Genomic DNA, 23710 nt, shown 5'->3' with positions numbered 1-23710 from the left:
TACTTTGTAGGAAAATGAGAGCGAAGAAGGATATGGAGAAGAATCAAATTGTTACCGTAAAAATTGAAGATATGACGGAAAATGGAGAGGGAATTGGAAAGGTTGATGGATATGCCCTCTTTTTAAAAGATGCGGTGATCGGGGATGTGGTGGAAGCCAAGGTGATAAAGGCGAAGAAATCCTACGGCTATGCCAGGGTGATGCAAGTTTTAGAGCCTTCTCCCTTTCGCGTGACACCGCGATGTCCGGTGGCCGGGCCTTGCGGCGGCTGTCAGCTGCAGGCTATGAGCTATGAGAGCCAGCTGGCGTTTAAAGAAAAGAAAGTGCGGGATCACCTGGTACGGATCGGAGGTTTAAAGGAGCCGAAGGTTTTGCCAACGCTTGGGATGGAGAATCCTTGGGAGTATCGGAATAAGGCGCAGTTTCCTGTGGGAAGGGATAAAAACGGCGCTGTTGTGACCGGCTTTTACGCGGCTAGGAGCCACCGGATTGTAGAAAACTCGCGGTGCTATCTGGGCGGACCGGTAAATGAGGAGGTACTTGGAATTCTAAAGGTCTGGATGAAGGAAAATCGGGTGGATCCCTACGACGAGGAGAAGGGGCGCGGCCTGGTTCGCCATGTGTTGGTTCGGGAGTCGGAACGGACCGGGCAAGTAATGGTGTGCCTGGTGATAAATGGAGAGAGTCTTCCTGCTGCGGAGTCGCTTGTGAACTGCCTTCGGGAAGTACCGGGGATGACTTCGATTTCTTATAATGTGAACCGGGAACAGACCAATGTGATTCTGGGGAAAAAGCTGATCGGGCTATATGGCCCCCTTTATATTGAGGATATCATCGGGGAGAACCGGTACCGGATTTCGCCGCTGGCGTTTTATCAGGTGAATAAAAGGCAGACGGAAGTGTTGTACCGTACGGCGCTGCAATACGCGGGGCTGACGGGGGATGAGACGGTTTGGGACCTTTACTGTGGGACGGGGACCATTTCTTTATTTTTGGCGAGAAAGGCCAAGATGGTATATGGAGTGGAGATTGTTCCGGAGGCAATCGAGAATGCGAGAGAGAACGCCAAGCTGAATGGGATTCCGAATGCGGAGTTTTTTGTGGGAAAGGCCGAGGAAGTGCTTCCGGAGAAGTACCGGGAGGGACATGCAAGGGCGGATGTGATCGTGGTGGACCCGCCGCGAAAGGGATGCGACGGGGAACTGCTGAGGACGATTCTTGCCATGAAGCCGGAGCGGGTGGTGTATGTGTCCTGTGATTCGGCAACCCTGGCGCGGGATGTGAAGACGCTTGTGGATGGGGGATATGAGTTTGTGGAAGCGCAGCCCGTGGATATGTTCCCGATGGGGGTGCATGTGGAGACAGTGGTATTGATGTCACGGATAGATAAAAAAGGAACTGAAAAAGTGTAGGAAACAAGGGATTTCCGGGAGCTGGGACTGTTTGGACAGCGGTTCTGACTCCCGGATTTTTTATGCCCGTTTACTCCGTGGAAACATATCAAGGGGGAAAATTGGTAGAGGGTTGAGTACACAGGATTGATATGGGGTAGGTTGTGGATACAGGATTGCTAAATGAGGGTTGAGTAGATAGAATGGTTGTAAAATGGCTAGTTATCATGTAAAATATAAACATGGATGTTAATTAGCCTATGTGGAGGGCTGTCAGAGTAGGTTACCTATTTGGAGAGGAGATGAGGTATGGATAATTATAAAAAAGTTCATTTCATACCACCCATACCACAGAAACGAGACAAGCGCATCGGAATTTATTGTCGTGTCAGTACAAATAGTTCGGAGCAGTTACAAAGTTTGGCTGCACAAGTATCACATTTAACAAAAATAACGGCGGCTACACCACAATGGCTTCTTGCAGATGTGTATATGGATATCTCTACTAGCAAAACAGGCTCTTCGCGCAAGGAATTTAGCCGTATGCTGGATGACTGTGTATCTCATAAACTAGATATTATTTTTACGAAAAGTATTAGCCGTTTTGGAAGAGATACTGTTGAAACTATAGAAGCATTGAATAAATTAAAGAATGCTGACGTTCGTGTAATATTTGAACAAGAAGAACTTGATACAGCAAACACAGACAGTGACTTAATGATTTCAATTATTGAATCTTTTGCACAAGCAGAAAATGAGTCTCGCAGTGAAAATATAAAATGGGGAATTAAGCAGGGAGCAGCTTCAGGAACCTCGAAATTATATGATAGAAAGTGTTATGGGTATAAACATGATGAAGATGGCAAGTTAATCATTGATGAAGAAACAGCAGAAAATGTAAAAATGATATTCGACTTGTATTTGAGAGGACAAAGTGTATTGGGTATTATCAAAGAACTTGAGAAACGGAAAATCCCCTCTCCTACAGGGAAGGAGAAATGGTGTAAGAGAACAATAGATGTCATGTTGAGTAATGAGAAGTACACAGGGGATGTACGGCTATTGAAAACTGGTAAAAGCGAAGTACATTATTTGGCAACTGATAATAATCCGGCGATAATATCAAAGGAAGTTTTTGAGGCAGTGCAGTTGGAGAGAGTACGAAGAAGTAATGTAGTGGTAGGAGTAGATGGTCAGTTGTGTAAAAATAAAAAATATAGTTCAAAAAGAAAATAGTTATGCAGATTACGCAAAAGAGAGCATAAAAGCTTAGAGGGAGGTAAAGAATGGCTGTTCAAAAAATCGAACTTGGTTCGAAAGGAATAAAACGAGTATTGAGTAAATATAAGCCGGAGGAAGCCATAGCGGAATATGTATGGAATGGGTATGATGCGACAGCTACCCGTGTCAATATAAATATTTTACAGAATAGTATTGAAGGTATAGAAGAAATAAGTATCTCAGATAATGGCTATGGTATTCCATTTAACCAGTTGAATGCAAAATTCAAACCTTTCTTTGAGTCTAATAAAATTATTATTCGTAATAGTGAATCAAATAGCTCTAGTTATCATGGAAAAAATGGTGTCGGTAGATTAACTTTTTTTACTTTTGCGGGACAGGCAAAATGGGAGACTATATATGAAGAAGATGACAAAAAGTACAAGTACAAAATCCTTATTGAAGGTGATGGACTAAATGATTATATTGCTACAGAACCTGAAGAAGTGGATAAAAATATTGAAGTAGGAACCACAGTGAGTTTTTTTAGAATTAATGAAGACTTTAATGTTGGTCTTATGAAGCATTTTTTAAAGATTGAGTTTTGTTGGTTTTTAGAATTGATGAAGAATAATGAATTTCAGTTGTTAATAAATAATAATCCAATCGATTACTCTGAAATTCTTGAGGATCGCGATGTACGAAAGTACAGGTATAATGATGTGGAGTTTGATGTTGTCTTTTGTCGTTGGGCACAAAAACTAAATGGTGAATATTCTAAATATTATTACTTAGATGAAAATAACAGGGAAAAATTTAAAGAGAACACAACCTTAAACAATAAAGGTGATAATTTTTATCATAGTGTATATATAACTAGTAGCTTATTTGAAGATTTTGATTTCTCTATAGTAACGGGACAACTGCGATTGAAAATTGCGGGTAACAGCAGAGAAGATGAAGCTTTTAAATATATAAAAAGAGAAATTGATAAATTGATTAGAGAAAAAAGGATACCGTTTATTAAAAAATATGCAAAAAGATTTTTGAAAACAGTAGAAGAAAAGGAAGCATATCCCGATTTCGATGAGAACAACCCTGTAGACAATTTTAAAAAAGAATGTTTAGATGAATTGATTTCAACAGTGTATTATGTAGAACCTAAAATATTGTCAGGGTTGAATAAACCTCAGTTAAAAACCTTAATAAGGATGTTTGCATTGATCATGGAATCGGGAGAAAAAGACAGCTTTATAAAAATAATCGATAGCGTTGTAAATATGTCGCAAGATGAAAGGACAGAATTGGCAGAAGCATTAGAGTATACAACTATGTCAAATATTTCCAGAACTATAATGATGTTAAAAGATAGAGCTCAAGCTGTTGCGGATTTAAAGGAACTGGTTTTTAATAAGGAACTTGGGGCGGGGGAAATCAATTCGATACAGCCTTTTATAGAAAAGCATTATTGGTTGTTCGGAGAACAATATCATCTAGTAACAGCTGAGGAACCAGATTTTGAAGAGGCTTTAAGAAGATATATTTATATACTTAAAGGCGATGCACCTACAAAAGAAGAGATAAATATGGATGACCCAGATCGGCGTAAGCAGATGGATATTTTTGCTGTGCGTCAAATGAAAAATGGAGATGTTAAAAGTAGTATTATTGTGGAATTAAAACATCCCAAGGTAGTGTTAGGTTACAAAGAACTAGAACAAGTCAAAAGATATAAAGATGTTATACTTAAAGAAGCTCGTTTTAATGCACCTAATATAGAATGGAAATTTTATTTAATTGGAAATAAATATAATACTCAGATAGAAAATGAAATAAAAAATCTTCGGTATAATGGGGAAAAGTCTCTTGTATACTCGGTGGATAATTTTAAGATTTATGTGAAGACATGGAGTGAAATATTTACAGAGTTTGAGCTTAATCACGATTTCTTATTAGATAAGCTGCAAATTGAGCAAAAAAAGTTAATTGACAGTAGAGGTAAAACAAAAGAAGAAATAATTGCAGCACAAGAGAATAATTCGGCAAGGGCAGCAGAAGAAATAGTAGTATGACAGGTAAAATAGCCTAATCAGACATATAAATATGAGAAGGCAACATGAATTTAAAATGCTTACTAGTAATGAAAACATATCTACTGTAAAAACGGTCGTAGGGTTTAGACAGTGGATTAGATGTTATGGAAGTCCAGCTAATAAATGTCAATAGAAAAATGAAAAATATTTTCCCCTAAAAAAGGGCGCACGTATCCCTTGGTGAAAATACCTTGTTTAAAAAGAGATTGATTCATTGGATTTAGAAAAAATAGATTAACTTGTTATGATAAGGAGGCCTCCTATTTGAAAAAGAAAAAAGATGAAATCATCATCCGTTCCAGCGCAGCGAAATACTTAACCTATGTTGCATCTGTTGGCGATCAGGAGGATTCAGTTATCCGAAAATTTCGGATAACGGCCGCTGATGGAAAAAGCTACAGCACAAATCACTATTCCTTGGAGATGATTATTGCAGTAGGCTTCAAGGTCAATTCTGAGCGTGCAGTGCAGTTCCGTAAATGGGTAAATCAGATTGCAAAGGACTACACCATCAAAGGCTGGGTCATGGATGATGAACGCTTAAAGAATGGTGGTTCTGTACTTACAACAGAATATTTTGACCGATTGCTTGAGCAAATTCGTGAAATCCGTCTGTCTGAGCGTAGGTTTTACCAGAAAATAACAGACATCTATGCTACAGCACTTGACTATGACCGCACAGCGGAGATGAAATGTAAGAGAAAAGATTTAATCATTTGAGTTATTGATAGTGGTAGTTGAACGGAGATCAATCATGAAAAATGTTAAAAATATACAAACTATACTTTTGAAACGAGATGGAACTCTTGGTTTGCTCCATCGATAGATTGCAGCTAAATGGTATGGTGAGGATGTTTTAGAAGAGATGACGGCCAAAGGCTATGTTGTCGACCATATGAATAATAATCATGTGGTAGGTTGTAATTCGTGATGGAGTACTTTATTTGATACTTGGAACAGGAAAAGCATTTCTCAATTCAGTACACTATTAGGAAGGTTGGTTGCCACCTAAAAAATAAGAATAACCCTCCGGGCTATTATAGCGGGGAGGGCGCTGCACCAGTGGCTATTAATAAATTACTGCATCATCAGCAGTAAATCCACCAAGCGAGTTTTCTTTTACCTGAATACAAACATAAGTGATTTCAGAGTCACTTGCAGCAGAGAACTGACGCTTTGCTACAGGGCTGATTTTTAACCAATCACCAGCAGTTACTTCGATAGTTTCATCATCAATGACAGCAGTTCCTTTTCCTGCAATAATGCCATAAATCTCCTCATTGTTCTTATGAGAGTGAACAAAAGGAACGCCTGCACCTGCAGGAAGAGTGTTGATGCTTACTTCAGCACCAGTTAAGGAAAGTGCTTCATGAAGTTCTGCACGACCTTCATTTCCAATGTTTGTTTTTGTGTAGTTTGACATTTTAATTACCTCCATTCTTATCCGTAACTTTGTTGCTTGATTATAGTTTAATCAGGTACACATTCAAAAACAAGTACGCACTTTTTTGTAACTGTACATTCAATTTTGAATGTGTTATAATAGCAAAGCGAGGTGATGATATATGAAGACGAAAGATGAACTTCCAGAATGCCCTGTGGCAACTTCAGTATCGTTAATCGGTGGGAAGTGGAAATTACTTATATTACGAAATTTGAAATCCCGTCCGTGGAGATTTAATGAACTACAAAGAGATTTAGAAGGGATATCTCAAAAGGTGCTTACTGATAATTTAAGGCAGATGATAGATGATGGTTTGGCTTATAGACAGGATTATCACGAAATGCCACCGAGAGTAGAATATGGATTGACTGACCTTGGAAAAGAAATGCTTCCAATTATTGATGCCTTAGCAGATTTTGGAAACTATTATAAATCAATTATTGATTAAAAAAGCTCCCCATCACCGGATTAAGTTCCAGTGGTGAGGAGCTTTTATCGTTATGCTTATCTTTCAACATCGACCTTAAGACCGGACTTTAATTCAACGGTGCAATGGTCGTCCCAGAGTGTGATTTGCTTGAGCCAGCATTTTACAAGGGCCTCGTCAAATTCCTTCGGGTCGGATGTCTGTGGTTTGATGTTCTTATGCCCCAAACGTTCTACGACCGTCTTTGGGTGAGTTCCGTTTTCAGCCAGGAGCGTCCCATGTGTATATCGCCATGGTATAATATTGACAAACGGAAAAAGCCTTGATTTTCAAGGGAGTTCCGTATTTGCCGCTGTCTATTCAATTCCTTTTCCAAGTTGAAATATGGCGAGAAAATTAACAAAAGTGTTGTTTGCTGAGATAGGAAGGTCTCGAAGTATTCCTGCCACATGACGGGATATCTGTCGAATGATTTTTATGATGTCATTTATCGCGTCATAATTGTTTCTTTGACGTTGACACAATTGAATCGATTTGCTATAAAAGGAAACAGATGGAGATCACTTTGAAGCTATGCGCTGCTTAAACCAGGAGCTTACATTCGAAGCTGCCGAAAAGGAATTTGAGTTTCGGGAAGTTGAATTTGGCCCACAGCAAATGCGTACCTTAAAAATGATTGATCAGGATAACCTTTACAGTAACTTAGGGCTGCTTTTATCTGACCAGTGTCTCCATACGATTAAGGTTGCTGTTTTTCAGGGAATGGATCAGACAGTTTTTAAGGATCGTCGGGAATTTACCGGGTCATTGATGCAACAGATGAACGAAGTGTATGATTTTATTGACTTCCGCAACCAGACCCGTGCAACCATAGAAAAACTGCTGAGAATTGATTTGGAAGATATTATGGTGGGGATTTCCGTATGCAGAAATCAGGATCTTGCGAATGTGTTCTACCGTTTACATTTGATCGAGGCTTACGGTACCGGAATGAGCAAAATTATAAAATCATACGAAGGCATAGATAGACCCCCGTGATTGAAACAACTAAAAATGCTTTTAAGGTTATACTGCCAAATATTAACGCGAAATATGAAACCGGGAATGATTCTGCATTTCTTGTAGAATCTCTGACAAATTTTTCTGCTGGAAATGGAATGCAGTTGCGTGACGAAGAAGAAAAAGTATTGGAATACGCTAGAGTGCATGGGGCTATTACAAGAAATGATGTAATCCGATTGCTTGAAGTGAGTGCATCTACTGCTGTCAGAATCCTTAAAAAACAGGTAAAAAGCAACTTGTTAAAGCAGAATGGAAAAGCAAGAAGCACTAATTATACCATTGTAAATTAAATAAAAATATATGCTTATTGAACGAATGCTGTTTACCGGAGACCGTTTACACAGACTTTGAAACGGTCTCTTGCATTGGTGTAAAAGCCAACTTTTGTAATGGCTTCTTCATTTCTGTAATAATTCAAATTTTAATTCTTTTACGTTGCCATACTTCTTTTCGTATTCCTGCTGATTCATTTCTCCTGTCATGATCCGGCCCAAATCATCCCAATATTCCTAGTCATAATCCATAAAATAGTATGTAATATTGATATGACTCAAGTCCACGCCGCTTTCAGAGAGAAGAACCATCGTTACATCCTTGCTAGAATTTGCTGGAAGGGGACAGCCATTTAACATATATAAAAAGCAGACAGGCGTCCCTCGCTCTTTGTCCAGAGCATAATTTTCAGAAATAAGTGCTCTGAGTGTGATCACATCACAGAACAGAAAAAGAAAATAGGATATATTTAAATCACAAAAAGCAAGGAGGACAACAATATGTCTGCTATTAATATTGATAAGAACAATTTTCAGAGTGAAGTAATGAGCTCGGATAAACCTGTCCTTTTGGACTTCTGGGCGCCTTGGTGCGGCCCTTGCCGCATGATTGCTCCAGCTATGGAAGAGATTGCAAAGGAACGATCGGATATCAAGGTCGGCAAAGTCAATATAGACGAACAGCCGGAGCTGGCGAGACAATTCAACATCACGAGTATTCCTACACTGATGGTGATAAAGGATGGCAAGATTGTCAATCAGTCCATGGGAGCAAGACCGAAAAGTGCGATTCTTGCGATGCTGTAAAGCAGTGCGGTATGGCTTAGTGATTGGGGGAGGTATCTGGTGAGTACGGAAAAGAAACGGCGGAAAGCTGTTGTGGAACAAAAAAGTTGTGTTGCCTGCGGCTGCTGCGTGAAAGTGTGTCCGTTACAGGCTATCGAGATAATGAAGGGGATTATGGCACAGGTGAATCGGGAAAAATGCGTCGGATGTGGAAAATGTGCAAGGGAATGTCCTGCCAGCGTGATCTCTATTCTGGAGGTGCAAGGATGAAAAAACATTGGTATGATTACTTATGGATTGCTTCTCTGACATATCTGTTCCTTGGATTCTTCAATATTTTATTTGCATGGCTTGGATTACTTTGCTTTTTCATTCCTTTGATTATTTCTGTGGCAAAGGGAACGAAAGGGTACTGCAATCGGTATTGTGGAAGAGGGCAGCTGTTCGGTTTGTTGGGAGGACGCTTTGGACTCTCCAGAAAAAAAGATATTCCAAGGTGGATGAAAAGCAAGGCATTCCGCTATGGATTTCTTATATTCTTCTTTATCATGTTCTTTTTGATGCTCTGGAATACCTATCTTGTGTTTGCAGGATCGCAGGATTTGAAACAGGTAGTTACACTGCTGTGGACATTCAAATTGCCATGGCGCTGGGCTTATCATGGAACGCTGTTTCATGATGGTGTCGCGCAGTTTGCGTTTGGCTTTTACAGCGTAATGCTGACTTCCACGGTTCTTGGATTGATCACAATGGTTTTGTTCAAGCCTCGCAGCTGGTGTGTCTATTGTCCAATGGGAACCATGACGCAATTAATCTGTAAAGCAAAAAATGGTAAATCATAAGAAACGAATGCCCATCCTCAACTTTAAACGGATTTTGAGGATGGGCAATTTTACGCTTCCTGCAATTTTTCCAGCTTTTTTTCATCCAGGATAACCACTGTTCCACGGGATAGTCTGACGATGCCTTCGCTCTGAAAATAGCGAAGCATTCGAGTAATCACCTCACGGTGGGAACCTAGGTGGTTTGCTATGGTTTCATGGGTGATTTTTAGTTCATTGGTTCCTTCAATGGATGCTTCTTCCAAAAGAAAAGCGGCAACGCGCTTATCCAGACTTTTCCACATAACCTGTTCCATCAGCCACATGACGTCAGAAAAGCGGGTGGCCATCAATTCATTGGTATAGTTTGCCACCGATGCGGATTCTTCCATAATGCTCTTATAGATTTTGGCGGGAATGATCCAAAATTCCGTGTCCTTTTCCGCCTCAATCGTTATTTCAAACTGAATGGAACGCATGATACAGGAAGCGGAAAATAGGCACATATCCATATCAAACAGCCGATAAATCGTAATTTCACGGCCTTCATCGGAAAGAAGGTATGCCCGGAGCTGTCCGGACTTTACCAGAAGCAGACCTGTACAGTCCATGCTGCCGTTGTGGATAAGAGCTCCTTTGCGCACTTTTCGTGTTGTCAAGCTGCCAAGTATTCGATTCTGTTGGAGTGTATTTAATTGATTCCAAATGGGAAAAGTACTTGGAAAGTCCATTGTTCTGCCTCCTTTACCGTGTGTTTAGTATAAAGGGATTTCTGGCATATGTCAATAATGCGATTGACATATGCCAAAAACAAACCTATACTAATCACAGAAGTAAAGGGAATCATTTTATATATTCGAATCAAATAAAAGAGAGGTGAGAGCCGATGCAATATGCAATTGCTTTTCTTGAAGGCATGATTACCTTCATTTCCCCTTGCCTTCTTCCCATGCTTCCGATCTACATTTCCTATTTTGCAGGCGGAGGCGAGCGAAATGTTAAAAAAACCCTTACCAATGCGTTGGGGTTTGTCACCGGGTTTACCGTGGTATTTGTAACTCTCGGAGCATTGGCTGGTACGGTAGGCAGTTTCTTACGGGAATATCAAACCGCGGTCAATCTCGTTTCCGGTCTGGTGGTCATCTGCTTTGGCCTGAATTTTCTTGGAGTGCTGAAATTCACGCTGTTTAAAGGAAGTAAACGATCGATCGATACCAGCAATATGGGATTCTTTTCGGCGGTCCTATTCGGCGTCATTTTCTCTGTGGGATGGACGCCCTGCGTTGGCGCGTTTCTGGGATCTGCCCTTATGCTGGCCTCTCAGCGGGGCCATGTGGCGGAAGGCATGTGGATGCTATTTGTCTATTCCTTGGGACTGGGTATCCCCTTTATCCTCAGCGCGGTGTTGATCGGTTATTTGAAATCCGCATTTCAATGGATCAAGCGAAACTATCGGGTTATCAATATCGTCAGCGGCAGTTTTCTGATCCTGATCGGTATTTTGATGGCGACAGGAACCCTTGGGCGGCTCCTCCGCCTGCTCAGTTAAGGAGGCGTTATGAATAGTAAGAAAAAGTTTTGGATTCTATTACTCGTACTCGTTTGTTTCCTGGGCGGCGCTTCTATACTTTACACGCAGCTGGGAAAAAAATTGGCTCCGGAGCAGTTAGCGCTGCAGGAAACAAAACAAACAGCAGGAACAAAGGAAAGAGAGCCTGGAACAGAGGCGGTGAAAGCAGGAGAAGAGAAGGAATCGGAGGAAAAAGCGCCGGAAACGAGTGGGGGTGAACCGGAAAAAATAGCGGCTCCGGATTTTATCGTCTATGATATCGATGGGAATGAGATTCATCTCTCGGATTATATCGGCAAGCCGATCGTCTTGAATTTCTGGGCAAGCTGGTGCGGGCCATGTCAGATGGAAATGCCGGATTTTCAGGAAAAGTATCTGGAATCAGGGGAAGAAATTCATTTCCTTATGATCAATATGACGGATGGTTCAAGAGAAACCGTGGAAGACGCGTCGGAGTTTATAAAAAATCAAGAATATACGTTTCCTGTGTTTTACGATACCGCGTCCAGTGCGGCAATGACCTATGGCGTGTACTCGCTGCCGACGACCTATTTTGTGGATGCGGAAGGCTATTTGGTTACGCGGGCGACAGGCGCTATTGATGGGGAGACGCTGCAAAAAGGCATCGATATGATTACATCGGAGGCAAAATGAAGCTAAAAAATGTACTGATTGTAGTAGAGGATATGGAGCGCTCCATTGCTTTTTACAAAGAACTGTTTGGATTAAACGTGATTCTGGATAACGATGGAAATGTAATAATGACCGAGGGCTTGGTTCTTCAGGATAAGGCTATTTGGGAGAAGTTTCTTCAAAGAGGAATTGTTCCACAGAACAATGCTTCCGAGCTATATTTTGAAGAACCGAATATAGAGGCTTTTGTAGAAAAGCTGGAAAATTATCAGGAACCGATTTGCTATGTAAACCGGTTGATGGAACACTCTTGGGGACAAAAGGTAGTTCGGTTTTATGACCCGGATGGAAATCTGATTGAAGTTGGCACTCCGATGGGATTCGCCGATATCTAAAAGGGGCAAAATGAGCAAATATCAATCCTTATGGGAATATATACAAAATCGCGGAGATCAGTCGTTTCAGTTGACTTTTGATGAGATTCAGGATATTGTTGGAATACCTATCGATCATTCTTTTTTAACAGCAAAGAAGGAATTGGCGGAATATGGTTATCAGGTAGGAAAGATTTCCATGAAAGGAAAAACGGTTGCCTTTCATAAAATAACTGAATCAAACGGATAACGGATGTTCTCGCGTGTTTTGTCCGTGAAAGATCATTTACATAGGAGAAAAAAGATGGAGCTTATCTTATATAAAGGCCGCCCGGCACAGGAAGACGGGCGTTTGGAGAAAGAGATAAGGGTGTACGATCTGCTTGACCGCTTGGCCTTGGAGTACGAGCGGATCGACCATGAACCGGCTATGACCATGGAGGTTTGCCGGGATATCGATGAAGCGTTGGGAGCCACGATCTGCAAAAACTTATTCCTATGCAACAGGCAGAAAACGCAGTTTTACCTATTGTTGATTCCGGGGGATAAGGTCTTCCATACGAAAGAGATCTCTTCCCAGATTGGAAGCGCACGCTTATCTTTTGGCGATGCGGAATTCATGGAGGAATTTTTGGATATCACCCCAGGCTCGGTCAGCGTTTTGGGATTGATGAATGATACCGAGAACAGGGTACGGCTTTTGGTAGATGAGGATATATTAAAAGGCGAGTTTTTGGGGTGCCATCCTTGCGTAAACACGTCCAGCTTAAAGCTCCGGACAAAAGATATCTTTGATGTTTTTCTAAAGGCTGTTCATCATGAGATGACGGTGGTGCGTTTGGGGTATGTATAAAGAAGAACGCGCCTGGCCTAAAAGAAAGGGCATTTTCCACTGACGTGTATCTCTGCCAGATGTCTGGAAAATGCCCATTTTTTGAATGTCACCCATTTCTCGACGCCATTCCATAAAACCCAAAGAAGTCCAACGCTTCCCTCAATTCTTTTTCCAGGTCGGAGAAGGTCAGCGCCTCGATGGATAGGCTTCCATGATAGCTGTCGCTTTTTATGAAATCCAGATATTCCTTATAATCATAGGGATCGGTCAGCCGCGGAATCGTGCGGATCTTTTTTCCGGCGTAATCGGTAAAAGGATTGTCGATATGCGCATGGTCGATCCAGCCGGCGTACTCATATAATTCGCTTATGGGGCGTCCTTCGTCCAGCTGCCAGCGGAGATCTACCATTGCCCGGACATGGGGCAGATTCATCTCTTTTAAAAAGCAGACGACCTGCGGAAGGGTATTCCAATAGTTGGTGATGGTATGTCCGATGGGTTCCAGCAAAAGGGATATTTGATATTCCAAAGTGAGCTCTGCGATCCAATAAACGGCTTCTTTTATTTTCTTTTCTGCATCCGGAACATCGGGAAGAAGATGTCTGGCATACCCGTTGCCAAAGTTCCAATATTGGATGCCAAGCTGGGCGGAGCGGTCTGCGCTCTTTTTTAGATTGTCCTTAAAATCCGACAGATGGAAGTCCGAAGCAGCAATTCTCCTTGTCAGAGGCAGCGGATTATCCGCTACGCGGCAACGAAAATCATTTTCCGAAAACAAGCGCTTTAGTCCCTGAAGCGTGGAATCGCTCATTTCTTCAATTTCCCAGATATGAAGTTCTATCTCATGATAGCCGGCGGCTTTCATGGCAGCGGCATCAGCGGCCAGGCCAAAACAGCTCAAAGGAATTTGCTTTTTGTTCATGATAACCTCCCTGTTTTTTATTCCTATCTGCTTTTATAGTAGGCAGTCCCTATTCCTTCCGTCCAATAGAAAAAGCCGAAAAATGCATAAAGAAAAGTTTCCAAAGATGGCGTATTGCCCTGAAAAGAGGCTGTATAGATGATAAATTCATAGAGAAATCTTTATGAATCCTGGCTTTTTTTAATTGGAAGATGGTTTTTCCTTTTTGTATACTTAAAGACAGAAGGAAAGAGGAAAACAGCGATAGGCGCTGAAAAATAGAAGTAATGTGGGGATAATGGGAATGAAGAATTCAAATATTACGGTAGGTTTTATTGGAGGCGGGAGAGCGGCTCATCTGCATGCCAATGCTTTGAGACAGATCGCGGGAGTTAAAATTCGTTTAAAAACCATCGCGGATATCAATCTTCGGGTAGCGGAAAAAATGGCCGCGCAGTATGGATTTGAAGAATATGTGGCAGATTACAATGAAATGCTGAAGGACCCGGAGATTGACGTGGTTCATATCTGCACTCCGCCGATTTTACATGTTCCCATGATTCGGAATGTTTTGGCGTCGGGCAAGCATGTGGTGTCAGAGAAGCCTTTGACCGGATATTTTGGCGAGGAAGAGGATCCGCTCCCCATCGGGACAAAAGTTTCCCGCAAGAAAATGCTGGAGAAGGTGCTGAAAGATTTAGAAGAAATTGGAAAGATCTTAAAAGAGCATCCCAATCAAAAATTATTTTATGCGGAGAATTATGTTTACGCGCCGTCCGTAGTCCGGGCGATGGAATTGATCCGAAAAAAGAAGACAAAGCTTTTATTGATGAAAGGCGAGGTCAGTTCCGTACGTTCCCCTTTTGTTGCCACCGGCCAGTGGAATCAAACGGGAGGAGGCGCTCTGGCCTGCGCGGGGATTCATGTGCTGACCACCATGATCTGGATGAAAAAAGAGGAGGCAAAGGCCAGAGGCGAAGAGATCCATATTGAAAGTGTCTTGGCGGATACAGGCGTTGTCAGCCGGTCGCTTCCGGCGGATCAATTGCAGTATATTACAGTTCGCCCTCAGGATGTGGAGGATTTTTCCAGCTGCATCGTGACGTTTTCCGACGGGACCAAGGCGATGGTGATCGCCTCCGACACCTACGTAGGGGAAAACAAAAATTATATTGAAGTATATGGCCATGACGCTTCCTTTTCCTGCCAGATCTGTGGGTCCCGGTTTTTGAAAACCTGCTTTCGAGATGAAAAAGGAATTGAGGATGAGGAAAAGCCGGAGCAGTCGCTTTCTTTTTTAGGCGGAAGAGAAATTGAAGTAAATGACGTGCTGCTGCGAGGTTTTGTAGGGGAGTTTCAGAATTTTGTCAATTGCATTTTGTACGATCAGGAGCCGATTTCCGGGTTTCCTTTGGCCTATGAGACCCTTGTTACGCTGTATGCGGCTTACCGGTCGGCAGGTGAAAATCAAAGAATATGGATGGAGGATTTGAAAAGAGGATGAAAGATTTAAAAGGAAAAACCGTATGGATGACAGGCGGCGGTGGGGATTTAGCGACATCTGCGGCAAAACTTTTCTTGCAGGAAGGCGCCTGCGTGGTGCTTACGGTATCCAGTGAGGAAAAGATTCCGCTTACCAGGGAGCGGTATCCGGAAGCAGCGGACTGCCTGGAAGTGGTAAAAGGGGACGTCCGTATTTTGGAAGAGATGGAGGCGGCAGCAAAAAGAACTGTGGAGCGGTTTGGGAGTCTGGATATTCTGGTCACTTGTGCCGGTGCAATCCGCCATGCCCCCATCGATGAGATGTCGATGAAAGATTGGCAGGATATTGTGGATATCAATCTGACCGGTACCTTTTGCGCATGCAAGGCGGCGGTTCCGTTTATGAAACGTCAAGGCGGCGGCCGAATTGTAAATGTATCTTCCATTGCCGGCAGAACGGGGCGTCCAGGAAACGGCGTAAATTATGCAGCCTCCAAAGCAGGTGTAGACGGCCTGACGAAGTTATTGGCGGCGCAGCTGGCTCCTTTCCATATCAATGTAAACGGCGTGGCTCCGGGTCCCATGAAGGGAAGCATGTTCCAAAGAATGACGCCCGAACAGCAGGCGGCCTCTGGAAAAAATGTGCCTTTAGGGCGTATCGGGGAATTGGAGGAAGTGGCTTGGGCTATTCGATACCTGGTCAGCGAGGAGGCCGCCTGGATCACGGGAGCAATCCTGGATGTGAACGGCGGAATGTATATGTAGCCTTGTTGGAGCGGATAATAGGATAGATGAAAAATGTCTACTGTTATTTATCTTTCTTATGGTGTAAAATAAAAGGAGTATGAATGAAGGAAGGGATGGGGAGATGACTCTGCAACAGTTAAGATATTTTATCGTGGTAGCAGAACAGGAAAGTTATTCGAAAGCAGCCGTAAGCTGCCGGGTATCGCAGCCAAGCCTAAGCTATGCGATCGGCGAGCTGGAAAAAGAATTGAATCTCCCCCTCTTTTCCAAACAGGGAAGGAATGTCCATTTGACAGAGTATGGACGAGCTTTTTACCAGTATGTATCCCAAAGTATTGATATGCTGGATGAAGGAATTCACTTTTTGGAATCCAAGCGGAAACAAAAGGGGGGAACCATTACATTAGCGGCTATCTCATCGATTCAAATCCGTCTTTTGCCCAAGCTGGTGGCGGAATACCGGGCTGTGGTGGGAGATACGGAAACAAAATTTGATTTTATCACCGGGCCGGAAAAGCAGGTGATCGAGAGTGTGCGGGAAGGACGGGCCGCGCTGGGATTTTGCGGAAAATTGAAAGGCTACGAGGGAGATCTTGCCTATGAAAAACTAGGGCAGGATGAACTGGTCGTCGTTCTTCCGAAGGGGCATCCCCTTGCCAAAAAGGAAAGCCTTCGGATGGAGGATATTGCCAATGAGATCTTTGTCGCTTATTCCAGCGAATGCGGGGTGCGTCAGATTCTGGAGCGGATTCAGCGAAGCAGCGGGATTTATCTGCCGGTGGTGGCGGAGCTTCCGGATAACGCGCTGGTGTTAAATGCAGTCAGTATGCGCCACGGTATTTCCATCATGGCAAAGACGAGGGAACTGTCGATTCATGATGTGGATATCGTTCCCTTTGAGTGCGAGGAAAATTATCGAGAAAACTTTATGATATGGTCCAATCAAAATTGGATTCCCGGAAATGTAGAAGAGTTTCGCAGCTTCGTAAAGAAAAATATAAAGCATATCCTATAGCATTTCTTTATAAATAAGAAGTGCTTTTTTATTGGAAAATGCGGGTTCTCCTTTTTATACTGAACGTATGGAAAGCAGGAGGTGGATATGATGAACAGGAAATATGCACATATTTTTGAACCGATTACGGTGCAGCGCATGCAGGTAAAAAACCGGATTGCGATGATGCCCATGGGAACCAACTTTGCAGGAAAGGACGGTTCCATCAGCCAGAAACATATCGATTATTATGAAAGCCGGGCGCGCGGCGGCGTGGGACTGATTATCGTGGAAAACGCTTGCGTGGATTTTCCGGCTGGCGCCAATGGGACGACCCAGCTTCGGATTGACGAAGACAGCAATATCCCAGGATTGGCGGAGCTCTGCGAGAAGGTGCATGCTTATGGGGCCTGCATCGCGGTACAGATCAATCATGCGGGGGCCGCCGCGATGGCTTCCCGAATTGGGATGCAGCCGGTGTCGGCTTCGGATCTTCCGGTGAAAAAAGGCGGGGATATTCCAAGGCCGTTGACGGAAGAGGAAATTCAGGAGATATCAAGGAAATATGGAACGGCCGCCAAGCGCGCCCAGATGGCAGGCTTTGACGCGGTGGAGATTCAGGTGGGACATAATTATCTGCTCAGCCAGTTTCTCTCCCCATTGACCAACAATCGGAAAGATGCTTTTGGCGGGAGCCCGGAAAACCGCGCCCGTTTTGCCAAAATGGTGCTAAAAGAGATTCGCAGTCAAGTGGGGCCTTTCTTCCCGATTTCCCTTCGAATCAGCGCCGATGAGTTTTTGGAAGGGGGAAATACGCTGGAGGATACCATGGAATATCTTCCCTATCTGGAAGAATATGTGGACATTTTCAACGTCTCTTCCGGTCTTAGCGAGTCAGAGCAATACCAGGTGGATGTTAGTTCCCTGCCCGACGGTTGGCGGGCATACCTTTCCCGGGCTGTGAAGCAGAAATTTCAAAAACCGTGTATTGTGACGGGAAATATTCGGGACCCTCAAGTGGCGGAACGGATCCTGGCGGACGGGGACGCGGATTTCATCGGCATGGGACGGGGACTTCTGGCGGAACCGGAATGGGTAAACAAGGTGAAATGCGGGAAGGAAGAGGAGCTGCGCAAGTGTATTTCCTGCAATATTGGCTGTACCGGCAACCGGAGAGGCACCAATCGTCCCATTCATTGTACCGTGAATCCGGACGTGGTGTATGGAGACCGCTATAAAGAACAAAAAGTGAACGCGCCCTGTAACGTCGTGGTGGTTGGCGGCGGAACCAGCGGCCTGGAAGCCGCCTGCACGGCGGCGGAGGTCGGCTGCAATGTATTCTTGGTGGAAGAAAAAGAAGAGCTTGGAGGAATGGCTTCTGTGATCGCAAGGATTCCGGGGAAAATCCGTCTCAATGATTTCCCCGAATATCTCATCCGCCGGGCCCAGGGACTCAAAAATCTGTATCTGTTTACAGGACGTAAGGCAGAGCCGGAGGAATTGCACCGGTTCCATCCGGACCTGATTGTAAACGCGGCTGGCGGACATCCCCTGCTTCCGAGGATTCCGGGACTCAAAGAGCATGTGGATCAGGAAGGCGGCCGGGTAAAATCGATCTTAAAAATGATTGAGGGAGTGGAAGAATATCCCCACAATATGGAAGGAAAGAAAGTCGTGATTGTCGGCGGAGGGGCCGTCGGGCTGGATGTGGCGGAGTTTTTTGCCGTGCGAAACGCCAAAGTGACTATCATTGAAATGATGTCTGCCATTGGCAATGGACTGGACCCTGTTTCCAAAACATTTGCTTTTTCCATTCTTTCCAAATATCAGGCGGAGCTTCGGACCAATACGGCTCTCTTAGAGGTGAAGGAAGGCTGTTTTGTTGTGAAGAATCCAGACGGAAAAAAAGAAGAGCTGTTTTTTGACCAGGGATTCCTTTGCATGGGAATTCAGGCGGACACTGCTTGTTGGAAGGCGCTTTGCGAGGAGTTTGAGGGGCAGTGCGAGCTGATAAACATCGGCGACAGCAAGAGAGCCAGAAGAATTATCGAGGGGACGGACGAAGGAAGAAACGTATTGATTACCTTAAAGCAGATGGGATATTTGTAAGGCGTGTATGCTCTTGTTAATGGAAGGTATTTTCGCTGGCAGAAAAAGCGTGCTCAGAACGTATAAAAGAATGTTTATAAATACCAGTATTTTTCTATTGGAATTCTGAGTTGGCAGTTTGTATACTAAAGACACATAAAAACAGGATACCTTCCATGGATGAGAGAAGGGAATATCACCTGAGAAAAAAGGAGGAGAAGAAATGAAAAAGACATTAGCACTGTGTATGTGCGCGGTTATGGGACTGAGCATTCTTGGCTGTGGTTCCGGACAGAAGGATACCACGGCGGCGCCGGCTGAGACAAAAGCGCCAGCGGAGACGACTGCAGGGGCTGAAACCACAGCGGCGTCTGAGGCGACTCAGGCAGCAGCGGGAAGCGGACAGGATTGGTCAAAGCAGGATATTCAGGTAGCGGTTATGTGGGGCGCAGGCGGCGCATTGGATACGACTATCCGCGCGATGGCTCCTTATGCGGAAGAGCAGTTGAATACGAGCCTGATCGTGACCAACCGTACCGGTGGCGGCGGCTCTATCGCGATGCAGTATGTGGACAGCCAGCCTTCGGACGGATTTAACATTCTGGCTGCATCGGAAGGCGGACAGCTGGTGAAAGTCATGGATACCGGTGCGATGGATTTGGATGATTTCCAGCTGATCAATATTTATGGCGCAGGATACGGCGTAGTTTTGGTAGCGCCGGATTCTCCCTACAATACCATCAAGGAACTGGTAGATGATATTCTGGCGAACCCGGGTAAAATCAAAATGGCGTCTGCCGGAACTTCCAGCTCTCCTTTTGCCATCAATGCAATGATGACTTCCGTTCACCAGACTTCCCCGAATTTGATCACGTATGATGGGGATAATGCGGCAGTGACGGCTTTGATGGGCGGCGAAGTAGACTACACGGCTGTCAGCATGGTTTCCGCAGCTTCCTACATCAAAGCGGGATCGGTAAAAGCTCTGGCGCTGATTTCCGACGAGCCGATGGCAGAGCTTCCGGACATTCCGGTGATTACCGATACCTATCCGGAATATCAAAAATATCTGCCTTGGACCACGTTCTGGGGCGTATGGGTAAAGAAGGATACTCCGAAGGAAGTGGTAGACGAACTGACCGAGGTATTCCGTGTAGCGGCGGACAATGAAGAGTTTAAGGCTCTGCTGGTTTCTCTGGGTGCTACGCCGATGAACCTTTCCGGCGATGAGGCGACGGAGTACAGCAATCATTATAAGAGCGTTACCAGCTGGCTGATTTACGATTCGGGCGCAGCGGCGAAATCCCCCGAAGAGTTCAATATCCCTCGTGTAGAAGAATAAGAGAGGACAGTGTCCCGGCCTCTTTTGGCCGGGACATGTTTTTCGAGGGTGGAAGGAGGTTTTATGAAGCCGAGAAAATGTTTTAAGGGCGAGAAGTTTTTCATTTTTCTTTTTGCGGCGATCAGCGTTGTGGCTTTTATTTTGTCCATTCAATTATTTCAGAAGGACAGCAGTTTATCCGGAGCAGGGATTTTCCCTCTTTGTGCGGCGACAATCTTAGTGATCAGCGCGGCGTTTATGATTTGGGAAATGCGGAAATGCGAGAGCGCCTTTGAGGCGGGGACATCTTTGCTGCAAAAGGGAAAAGAAACGCTGCAGTATCTTTTCCCAGACAAATTATCCATTGTGATCGCCTATGTGATCGTTTATGGGATTTTGATGGTCGTCATTGGTTTTAACCCGGCTACCTTCCTGTTTCTGGCGGCAACGATGATTACGTTGTCCGAGGACAGAAGCTTGAAGGGAATCGGAAAGGATTTGATCTATTCGGCTATTTTACTGGCGTTTATCTGGTTGGTTTTTCAGTATGTATTTCGAGTGGTATTACCGTAGGAGGAGCGTATGGAATTTATCGATGTTATGTTCCAAAGCCCGGAACTGTTATTGTATTTGGCGGCCGGAGTTTTTGTAGGAATCTATGTAGGGGCGATTCCAGGACTTTCCTGCACCATGGCAGTATCGCTGCTGATTTCTTTTACATTTTCCTGGGAGATTCTTCCCGCCATGGCGGTGATGGTGGGTGTTCATATTGGCGGTGTATACGGCGGTTCCCGCTCCGCTATCTTGTTAAATATCCCTGGCGCGCCGGCCGCGGTGGCGACTGCGCTGGATGGTTATCCCCTGGCAAAAAAGGGGCAGGCAGGAAAGGCCATTGGCGTTACGGTGGTTCAGTCGGTGTTCGGCGGAATGATCGGCGTGTTGTTTTTGGCCCTTGGCGCACCGGCTTTATCCAAGGTGGCGCTGAGTTTTTCTTCCTTTGACTATATGCTGTTGGCTTTGATGGGACTTCTTCTGGTCGGCAGCCTTGGAAATGAATCCATGGCCCGCGGTTTATTTGCGGTGGCTATCGGTATCTTTATCGGTACCATTGGACTCGATATGGTAACTGGCCGTGCCCGGTTTACCTTTGGCAATATCTACCTTTCCAACGGCGTAAATTACGTGGTGGTTATGATCGGCCTCTTTGGTATGTCGGAAGCCTTGATGCAGCTGCGGGATCTGAAAGTGAAGCCGGTAAAGCAGGATGTGGATAAGATCGTGCCGGGATGGAAAAATGTGATCAAATACATGCCGTTGTCCATTCGGACTTCTTTAATCGGTGTTTTTGTAGGCGCTTTGCCCGGCACCGGAGGAGATATCGCGGCGCTGATCAGCTATGACCATGCGAAGCGCACGACAAAAAATCCGGAGGTCCCTTTTGGCGAAGGCGCCATTGAGGGGTTGGTTGCCCCGGAGAGCAGCAACAATGCGGCCATCGGAGGCGCGTACATTCCGATGCTGACCCTGGGAATTCCGGGAGACGCTACCAGCGCGGTCATGCTGGGAGCCATGTATGTGCATGGCCTGCAGCCCGGCCCTCTGCTGATGGATCAATCGGCAGATGTGTTCCACTTCATTATCGGAAGCGGATTTATCGCCAATGTTTTTCTTCTGATTTTTGGATTTATGGGTATTAAGCTGTTTACCAAAATTGTGGAAATGCCCAAATACGTTTTGATGCCTGCCATTATCATTTTCTCGGTAGTCGGCGCTTTTTCCATCAATAACAGTGTGGCGGATGTTTACTGGATGATGGGATTCGGTATCGTGGGATATTTGATGAAACTAAACAATATTCCGGTAAGCCCGGTAATTTTGGGCGTGATTCTCAGTTCCTTGATGGAGACGAACTTCCGGAGAGGCATGTCCATAGCAAACAATTCGGTGGGTGGCTTTTTTGCCTGTATCTTCACGGAACCCATCGCATGTGTTTTAGCGCTTGTCATTCTGGTAATGCTGTTTAGCCAGTCCGGCGTCGTAAAAAAATGGAGGAAAAAGAAAGCGGCATGAAGAAGGTAACGATAGGAATGATCGGCGGCGGATTTGCCGCAGGATTACACGGAAACGCCCTGAAGCAGGTGGGAGGAATGGAGTTCTGCCTAAAAGGCGTGGCGGATTTAAACTTGGAGCGGGCAAAGGATACGGCGGAACGCTACGGGTATGAAACGTATACCACGGATTACCGGGAGCTTCTGCGGGATGAAAGCATTGATGTGCTGATCGTCTGCACGCCTCCGGTTACCCATGAAAAAATTATCCTGGATGTTCTTCAAGCGGGGAAACACGTGATCTGTGAAAAGCCCCTGACCGGGTATTTTGGGGAAGAGCAGGACGAAGCCCCCATCGGGAAGACTGTGGATCGGGAATATATGTTTCAACGGGTGACGGAGAGTCTGGAACGGATTCGGAAAGCTTCGGAGGAAGCAGGGAAGCGTGTCTTCTACGCGGAGAATTTTATCTATGCTCCCAGTGTGCAGAAAGCGGCGGAAATCATCCGGAAACAAAAGAGCACCATTACCTTCCTCCAGGGGGAGTGCAGCGTGGGACGTTCTCCTTCCCTAAACGCGGGACAGTGGTCCAGCATGGGAGGCGGCTCTTTGCTTCGGATTGGCTGTCATCCGCTGGCGGCGGTTTTGTATCTCAAGCAGGTGGAGGCCAAAGCAAAAGGAGTAACGATTGGCGTAAAGAGCGTGACCTGCGAGAGCGGTCAGATTGCCTCAAAACTCTCGCCGGAAGAGCGGAAGCATGTGGTGGGAAATCCCGTTGACGTGGAGGATATGGCGACGGTTACGATTACGTTTACCGATGATACGAAGGCTCTTGTTTTTTCCAATGACAATGTGATGGGCGGTTTGATTAACTACGTCAATGTATATACGACGGAGAGCACGCTGCGCTGCAGCACGGTTCCTACGACAGTGATGCAGTCCTATTTTGTATCGAATGATAATTTGGACGACATCTATATTTCCGAGAATTTGCAGTGTAAGCAGGGATGGAATAATGTGTATGTGTCCGAAAGTATTGAGCGCGGATATGTCAGCCAGCTGAAGGACTTTATGGAATGTGTGGTATCCGGCAGAGAGCCGATTGTGACCTTTGATATTGCGGCGGAGACTATTCGTACGATTTACGGCGCTTACATTTCTTCCAGCAAAGGGGAACGAGTATTTTTGTAAGGGGGAGCC

Annotated in this window: 25 protein-coding genes and 1 pseudogene; 23 read left to right on the top strand and 3 right to left on the bottom strand. The window is 44.7% G+C overall.

What is annotated here, in order from left to right; genetic code table 11:
* Positions 1-32: 32 nt before the first annotated feature.
* The 4 genes and pseudogenes from rlmD to rhuM all read left to right on the top strand — a co-directional run.
* The gene (gene rlmD / locus ACCC71_RS14015) at positions 33-1412 is read left to right on the top strand and encodes a 23S rRNA (uracil(1939)-C(5))-methyltransferase RlmD (RefSeq protein ID WP_434310242.1); all 1380 of its coding nucleotides are present in this window, start codon (positions 33-35) and stop codon (positions 1410-1412) included.
* A gap of 288 nt (positions 1413-1700) precedes the next feature.
* Complete coding sequence (locus ACCC71_RS14010) at positions 1701-2627, top strand: recombinase family protein (RefSeq protein WP_434310241.1); 927 nt, start codon at positions 1701-1703, stop codon at positions 2625-2627.
* A gap of 50 nt (positions 2628-2677) precedes the next feature.
* A complete protein-coding gene (locus ACCC71_RS14005; RefSeq protein ID WP_434310240.1) occupies positions 2678-4684 on the top strand; it encodes an ATP-binding protein in 2007 nt (668 codons plus the stop codon).
* 285 nt (positions 4685-4969) lie between these two features.
* Positions 4970-5392: pseudogene (rhuM, locus tag ACCC71_RS14000) on the top strand (RhuM family protein); the annotation flags it as partial.
* A 382-nt stretch (positions 5393-5774) separates the two neighbouring features.
* Here rhuM and ACCC71_RS13995 read toward each other — a convergent pair.
* Positions 5775-6128, bottom strand: a complete 354-nt coding sequence (locus ACCC71_RS13995; protein ID WP_434310239.1) for a cupin domain-containing protein — start codon at positions 6126-6128, stop codon at positions 5775-5777.
* Positions 6129-6270: 142 nt separating this feature from the next.
* Between ACCC71_RS13995 and ACCC71_RS13990 the strand changes: the two genes are divergently transcribed.
* The 6 genes from ACCC71_RS13990 to ACCC71_RS13965 all read left to right on the top strand — a co-directional run bounded on the left by ACCC71_RS13990 (position 6271) and on the right by ACCC71_RS13965 (position 9538).
* Positions 6271-6597, top strand: coding sequence for a winged helix-turn-helix transcriptional regulator (locus tag ACCC71_RS13990; protein ID WP_434310238.1), 327 nt, complete (start codon positions 6271-6273; stop codon positions 6595-6597).
* 552 nt (positions 6598-7149) lie between these two features.
* Positions 7150-7614 (top strand): ATP-binding protein, encoded by a 465-nt coding sequence (locus tag ACCC71_RS13985; protein WP_434310237.1) that lies wholly within the window; start codon positions 7150-7152, stop codon positions 7612-7614.
* Positions 7611-7928: a hypothetical protein gene (locus ACCC71_RS13980; RefSeq protein WP_434310236.1), complete on the top strand. Its 318-nt coding sequence runs from the start codon at positions 7611-7613 to the stop codon at positions 7926-7928. The genes ACCC71_RS13985 and ACCC71_RS13980 overlap by 4 nt, the downstream gene beginning before the upstream one ends.
* 483 nt (positions 7929-8411) lie before the next feature.
* A complete protein-coding gene (gene trxA / locus ACCC71_RS13975; RefSeq protein WP_434310235.1) occupies positions 8412-8717 on the top strand; it encodes a thioredoxin in 306 nt (101 codons plus the stop codon).
* A 39-nt stretch (positions 8718-8756) separates the two neighbouring features.
* Positions 8757-8966 (top strand): 4Fe-4S dicluster domain-containing protein, encoded by a 210-nt coding sequence (locus tag ACCC71_RS13970; protein ID WP_434310234.1) that lies wholly within the window; start codon positions 8757-8759, stop codon positions 8964-8966.
* Positions 8963-9538: a 4Fe-4S binding protein gene (locus ACCC71_RS13965; RefSeq protein ID WP_434310233.1), complete on the top strand. Its 576-nt coding sequence runs from the start codon at positions 8963-8965 to the stop codon at positions 9536-9538. Before ACCC71_RS13970 ends, ACCC71_RS13965 begins: the two co-directional genes overlap by 4 nt.
* A 50-nt stretch (positions 9539-9588) precedes the next feature.
* On the opposite strand, the gene ACCC71_RS13960 is transcribed toward ACCC71_RS13965, so the two are convergent.
* Positions 9589-10248 carry a Crp/Fnr family transcriptional regulator gene (locus tag ACCC71_RS13960; protein WP_434310232.1) on the bottom strand — a complete coding sequence of 220 codons (660 nt, stop codon included), beginning with the start codon at positions 10246-10248 and terminating at the stop codon, positions 9589-9591.
* A gap of 155 nt (positions 10249-10403) precedes the next feature.
* Here ACCC71_RS13960 and ACCC71_RS13955 point away from each other — a divergent pair, with 155 nt between their 5' ends.
* Genes ACCC71_RS13955 through ACCC71_RS13935 form a run of 5 tightly spaced genes read left to right on the top strand, consistent with a single transcriptional unit; the run spans position 10404 to position 12947 of the window.
* Entirely contained in the window at positions 10404-11066 is a 663-nt protein-coding gene (locus tag ACCC71_RS13955) for a cytochrome c biogenesis CcdA family protein (RefSeq protein ID WP_434310231.1), read from the top strand.
* A gap of 9 nt (positions 11067-11075) precedes the next feature.
* Positions 11076-11741 carry a TlpA family protein disulfide reductase gene (locus ACCC71_RS13950; RefSeq protein ID WP_434310230.1) on the top strand — a complete coding sequence of 222 codons (666 nt, stop codon included), beginning with the start codon at positions 11076-11078 and terminating at the stop codon, positions 11739-11741.
* On the top strand, positions 11738-12115 hold the full coding sequence (locus ACCC71_RS13945; RefSeq protein ID WP_434310229.1) for a VOC family protein: 378 nt from the start codon (positions 11738-11740) through the stop codon (positions 12113-12115). Before ACCC71_RS13950 ends, ACCC71_RS13945 begins: the two co-directional genes overlap by 4 nt.
* 10 nt (positions 12116-12125) lie before the next feature.
* Positions 12126-12344 (top strand): hypothetical protein, encoded by a 219-nt coding sequence (locus ACCC71_RS13940; protein ID WP_434310228.1) that lies wholly within the window; start codon positions 12126-12128, stop codon positions 12342-12344.
* A 54-nt stretch (positions 12345-12398) separates the two neighbouring features.
* Positions 12399-12947 carry a prolyl-tRNA synthetase associated domain-containing protein gene (locus ACCC71_RS13935; RefSeq protein WP_434310227.1) on the top strand — a complete coding sequence of 183 codons (549 nt, stop codon included), beginning with the start codon at positions 12399-12401 and terminating at the stop codon, positions 12945-12947.
* Between the two features lie 88 nt (positions 12948-13035).
* On the opposite strand, the gene ACCC71_RS13930 is transcribed toward ACCC71_RS13935, so the two are convergent.
* Positions 13036-13851: a sugar phosphate isomerase/epimerase family protein gene (locus tag ACCC71_RS13930; RefSeq protein ID WP_434310226.1), complete on the bottom strand. Its 816-nt coding sequence runs from the start codon at positions 13849-13851 to the stop codon at positions 13036-13038.
* 283 nt (positions 13852-14134) lie between these two features.
* Here ACCC71_RS13930 and ACCC71_RS13925 point away from each other — a divergent pair, with 283 nt between their 5' ends.
* From ACCC71_RS13925 to ACCC71_RS13890, 8 genes are all read left to right on the top strand, one after another.
* Positions 14135-15334 (top strand): Gfo/Idh/MocA family protein, encoded by a 1200-nt coding sequence (locus tag ACCC71_RS13925; RefSeq protein WP_434310225.1) that lies wholly within the window; start codon positions 14135-14137, stop codon positions 15332-15334.
* Positions 15331-16077, top strand: a complete 747-nt coding sequence (locus ACCC71_RS13920; protein WP_434310224.1) for an SDR family NAD(P)-dependent oxidoreductase — start codon at positions 15331-15333, stop codon at positions 16075-16077. Before ACCC71_RS13925 ends, ACCC71_RS13920 begins: the two co-directional genes overlap by 4 nt.
* 79 nt (positions 16078-16156) lie before the next feature.
* On the top strand, positions 16157-17074 hold the full coding sequence (locus ACCC71_RS13915; RefSeq protein ID WP_434310223.1) for a LysR family transcriptional regulator: 918 nt from the start codon (positions 16157-16159) through the stop codon (positions 17072-17074).
* A 90-nt stretch (positions 17075-17164) separates the two neighbouring features.
* Entirely contained in the window at positions 17165-19162 is a 1998-nt protein-coding gene (locus ACCC71_RS13910; protein WP_434311863.1) for an FAD-dependent oxidoreductase, read from the top strand.
* 202 nt (positions 19163-19364) lie between these two features.
* Positions 19365-20483: a tripartite tricarboxylate transporter substrate binding protein gene (locus tag ACCC71_RS13905; RefSeq protein WP_434310222.1), complete on the top strand. Its 1119-nt coding sequence runs from the start codon at positions 19365-19367 to the stop codon at positions 20481-20483.
* Between the two features lie 63 nt (positions 20484-20546).
* Positions 20547-21035: a tripartite tricarboxylate transporter TctB family protein gene (locus tag ACCC71_RS13900; protein WP_434310221.1), complete on the top strand. Its 489-nt coding sequence runs from the start codon at positions 20547-20549 to the stop codon at positions 21033-21035.
* 9 nt (positions 21036-21044) lie between these two features.
* The gene (locus ACCC71_RS13895; RefSeq protein WP_434310220.1) at positions 21045-22532 is read left to right on the top strand and encodes a tripartite tricarboxylate transporter permease; all 1488 of its coding nucleotides are present in this window, start codon (positions 21045-21047) and stop codon (positions 22530-22532) included.
* Positions 22529-23701, top strand: coding sequence for a Gfo/Idh/MocA family protein (locus ACCC71_RS13890; protein ID WP_434310219.1), 1173 nt, complete (start codon positions 22529-22531; stop codon positions 23699-23701). The genes ACCC71_RS13895 and ACCC71_RS13890 overlap by 4 nt, the downstream gene beginning before the upstream one ends.
* Positions 23702-23710 lie beyond the last annotated feature (9 nt).

The organism is Hominifimenecus sp. rT4P-3 (genome assembly GCF_051055405.1).
Classification (GTDB): Bacteria; Bacillota; Clostridia; order Lachnospirales; family Lachnospiraceae; genus Pseudolachnospira.
The sequence above is the reverse complement of the archived record's forward strand: the minus strand, read 5'-3'. Positions and strand labels throughout refer to the sequence as shown.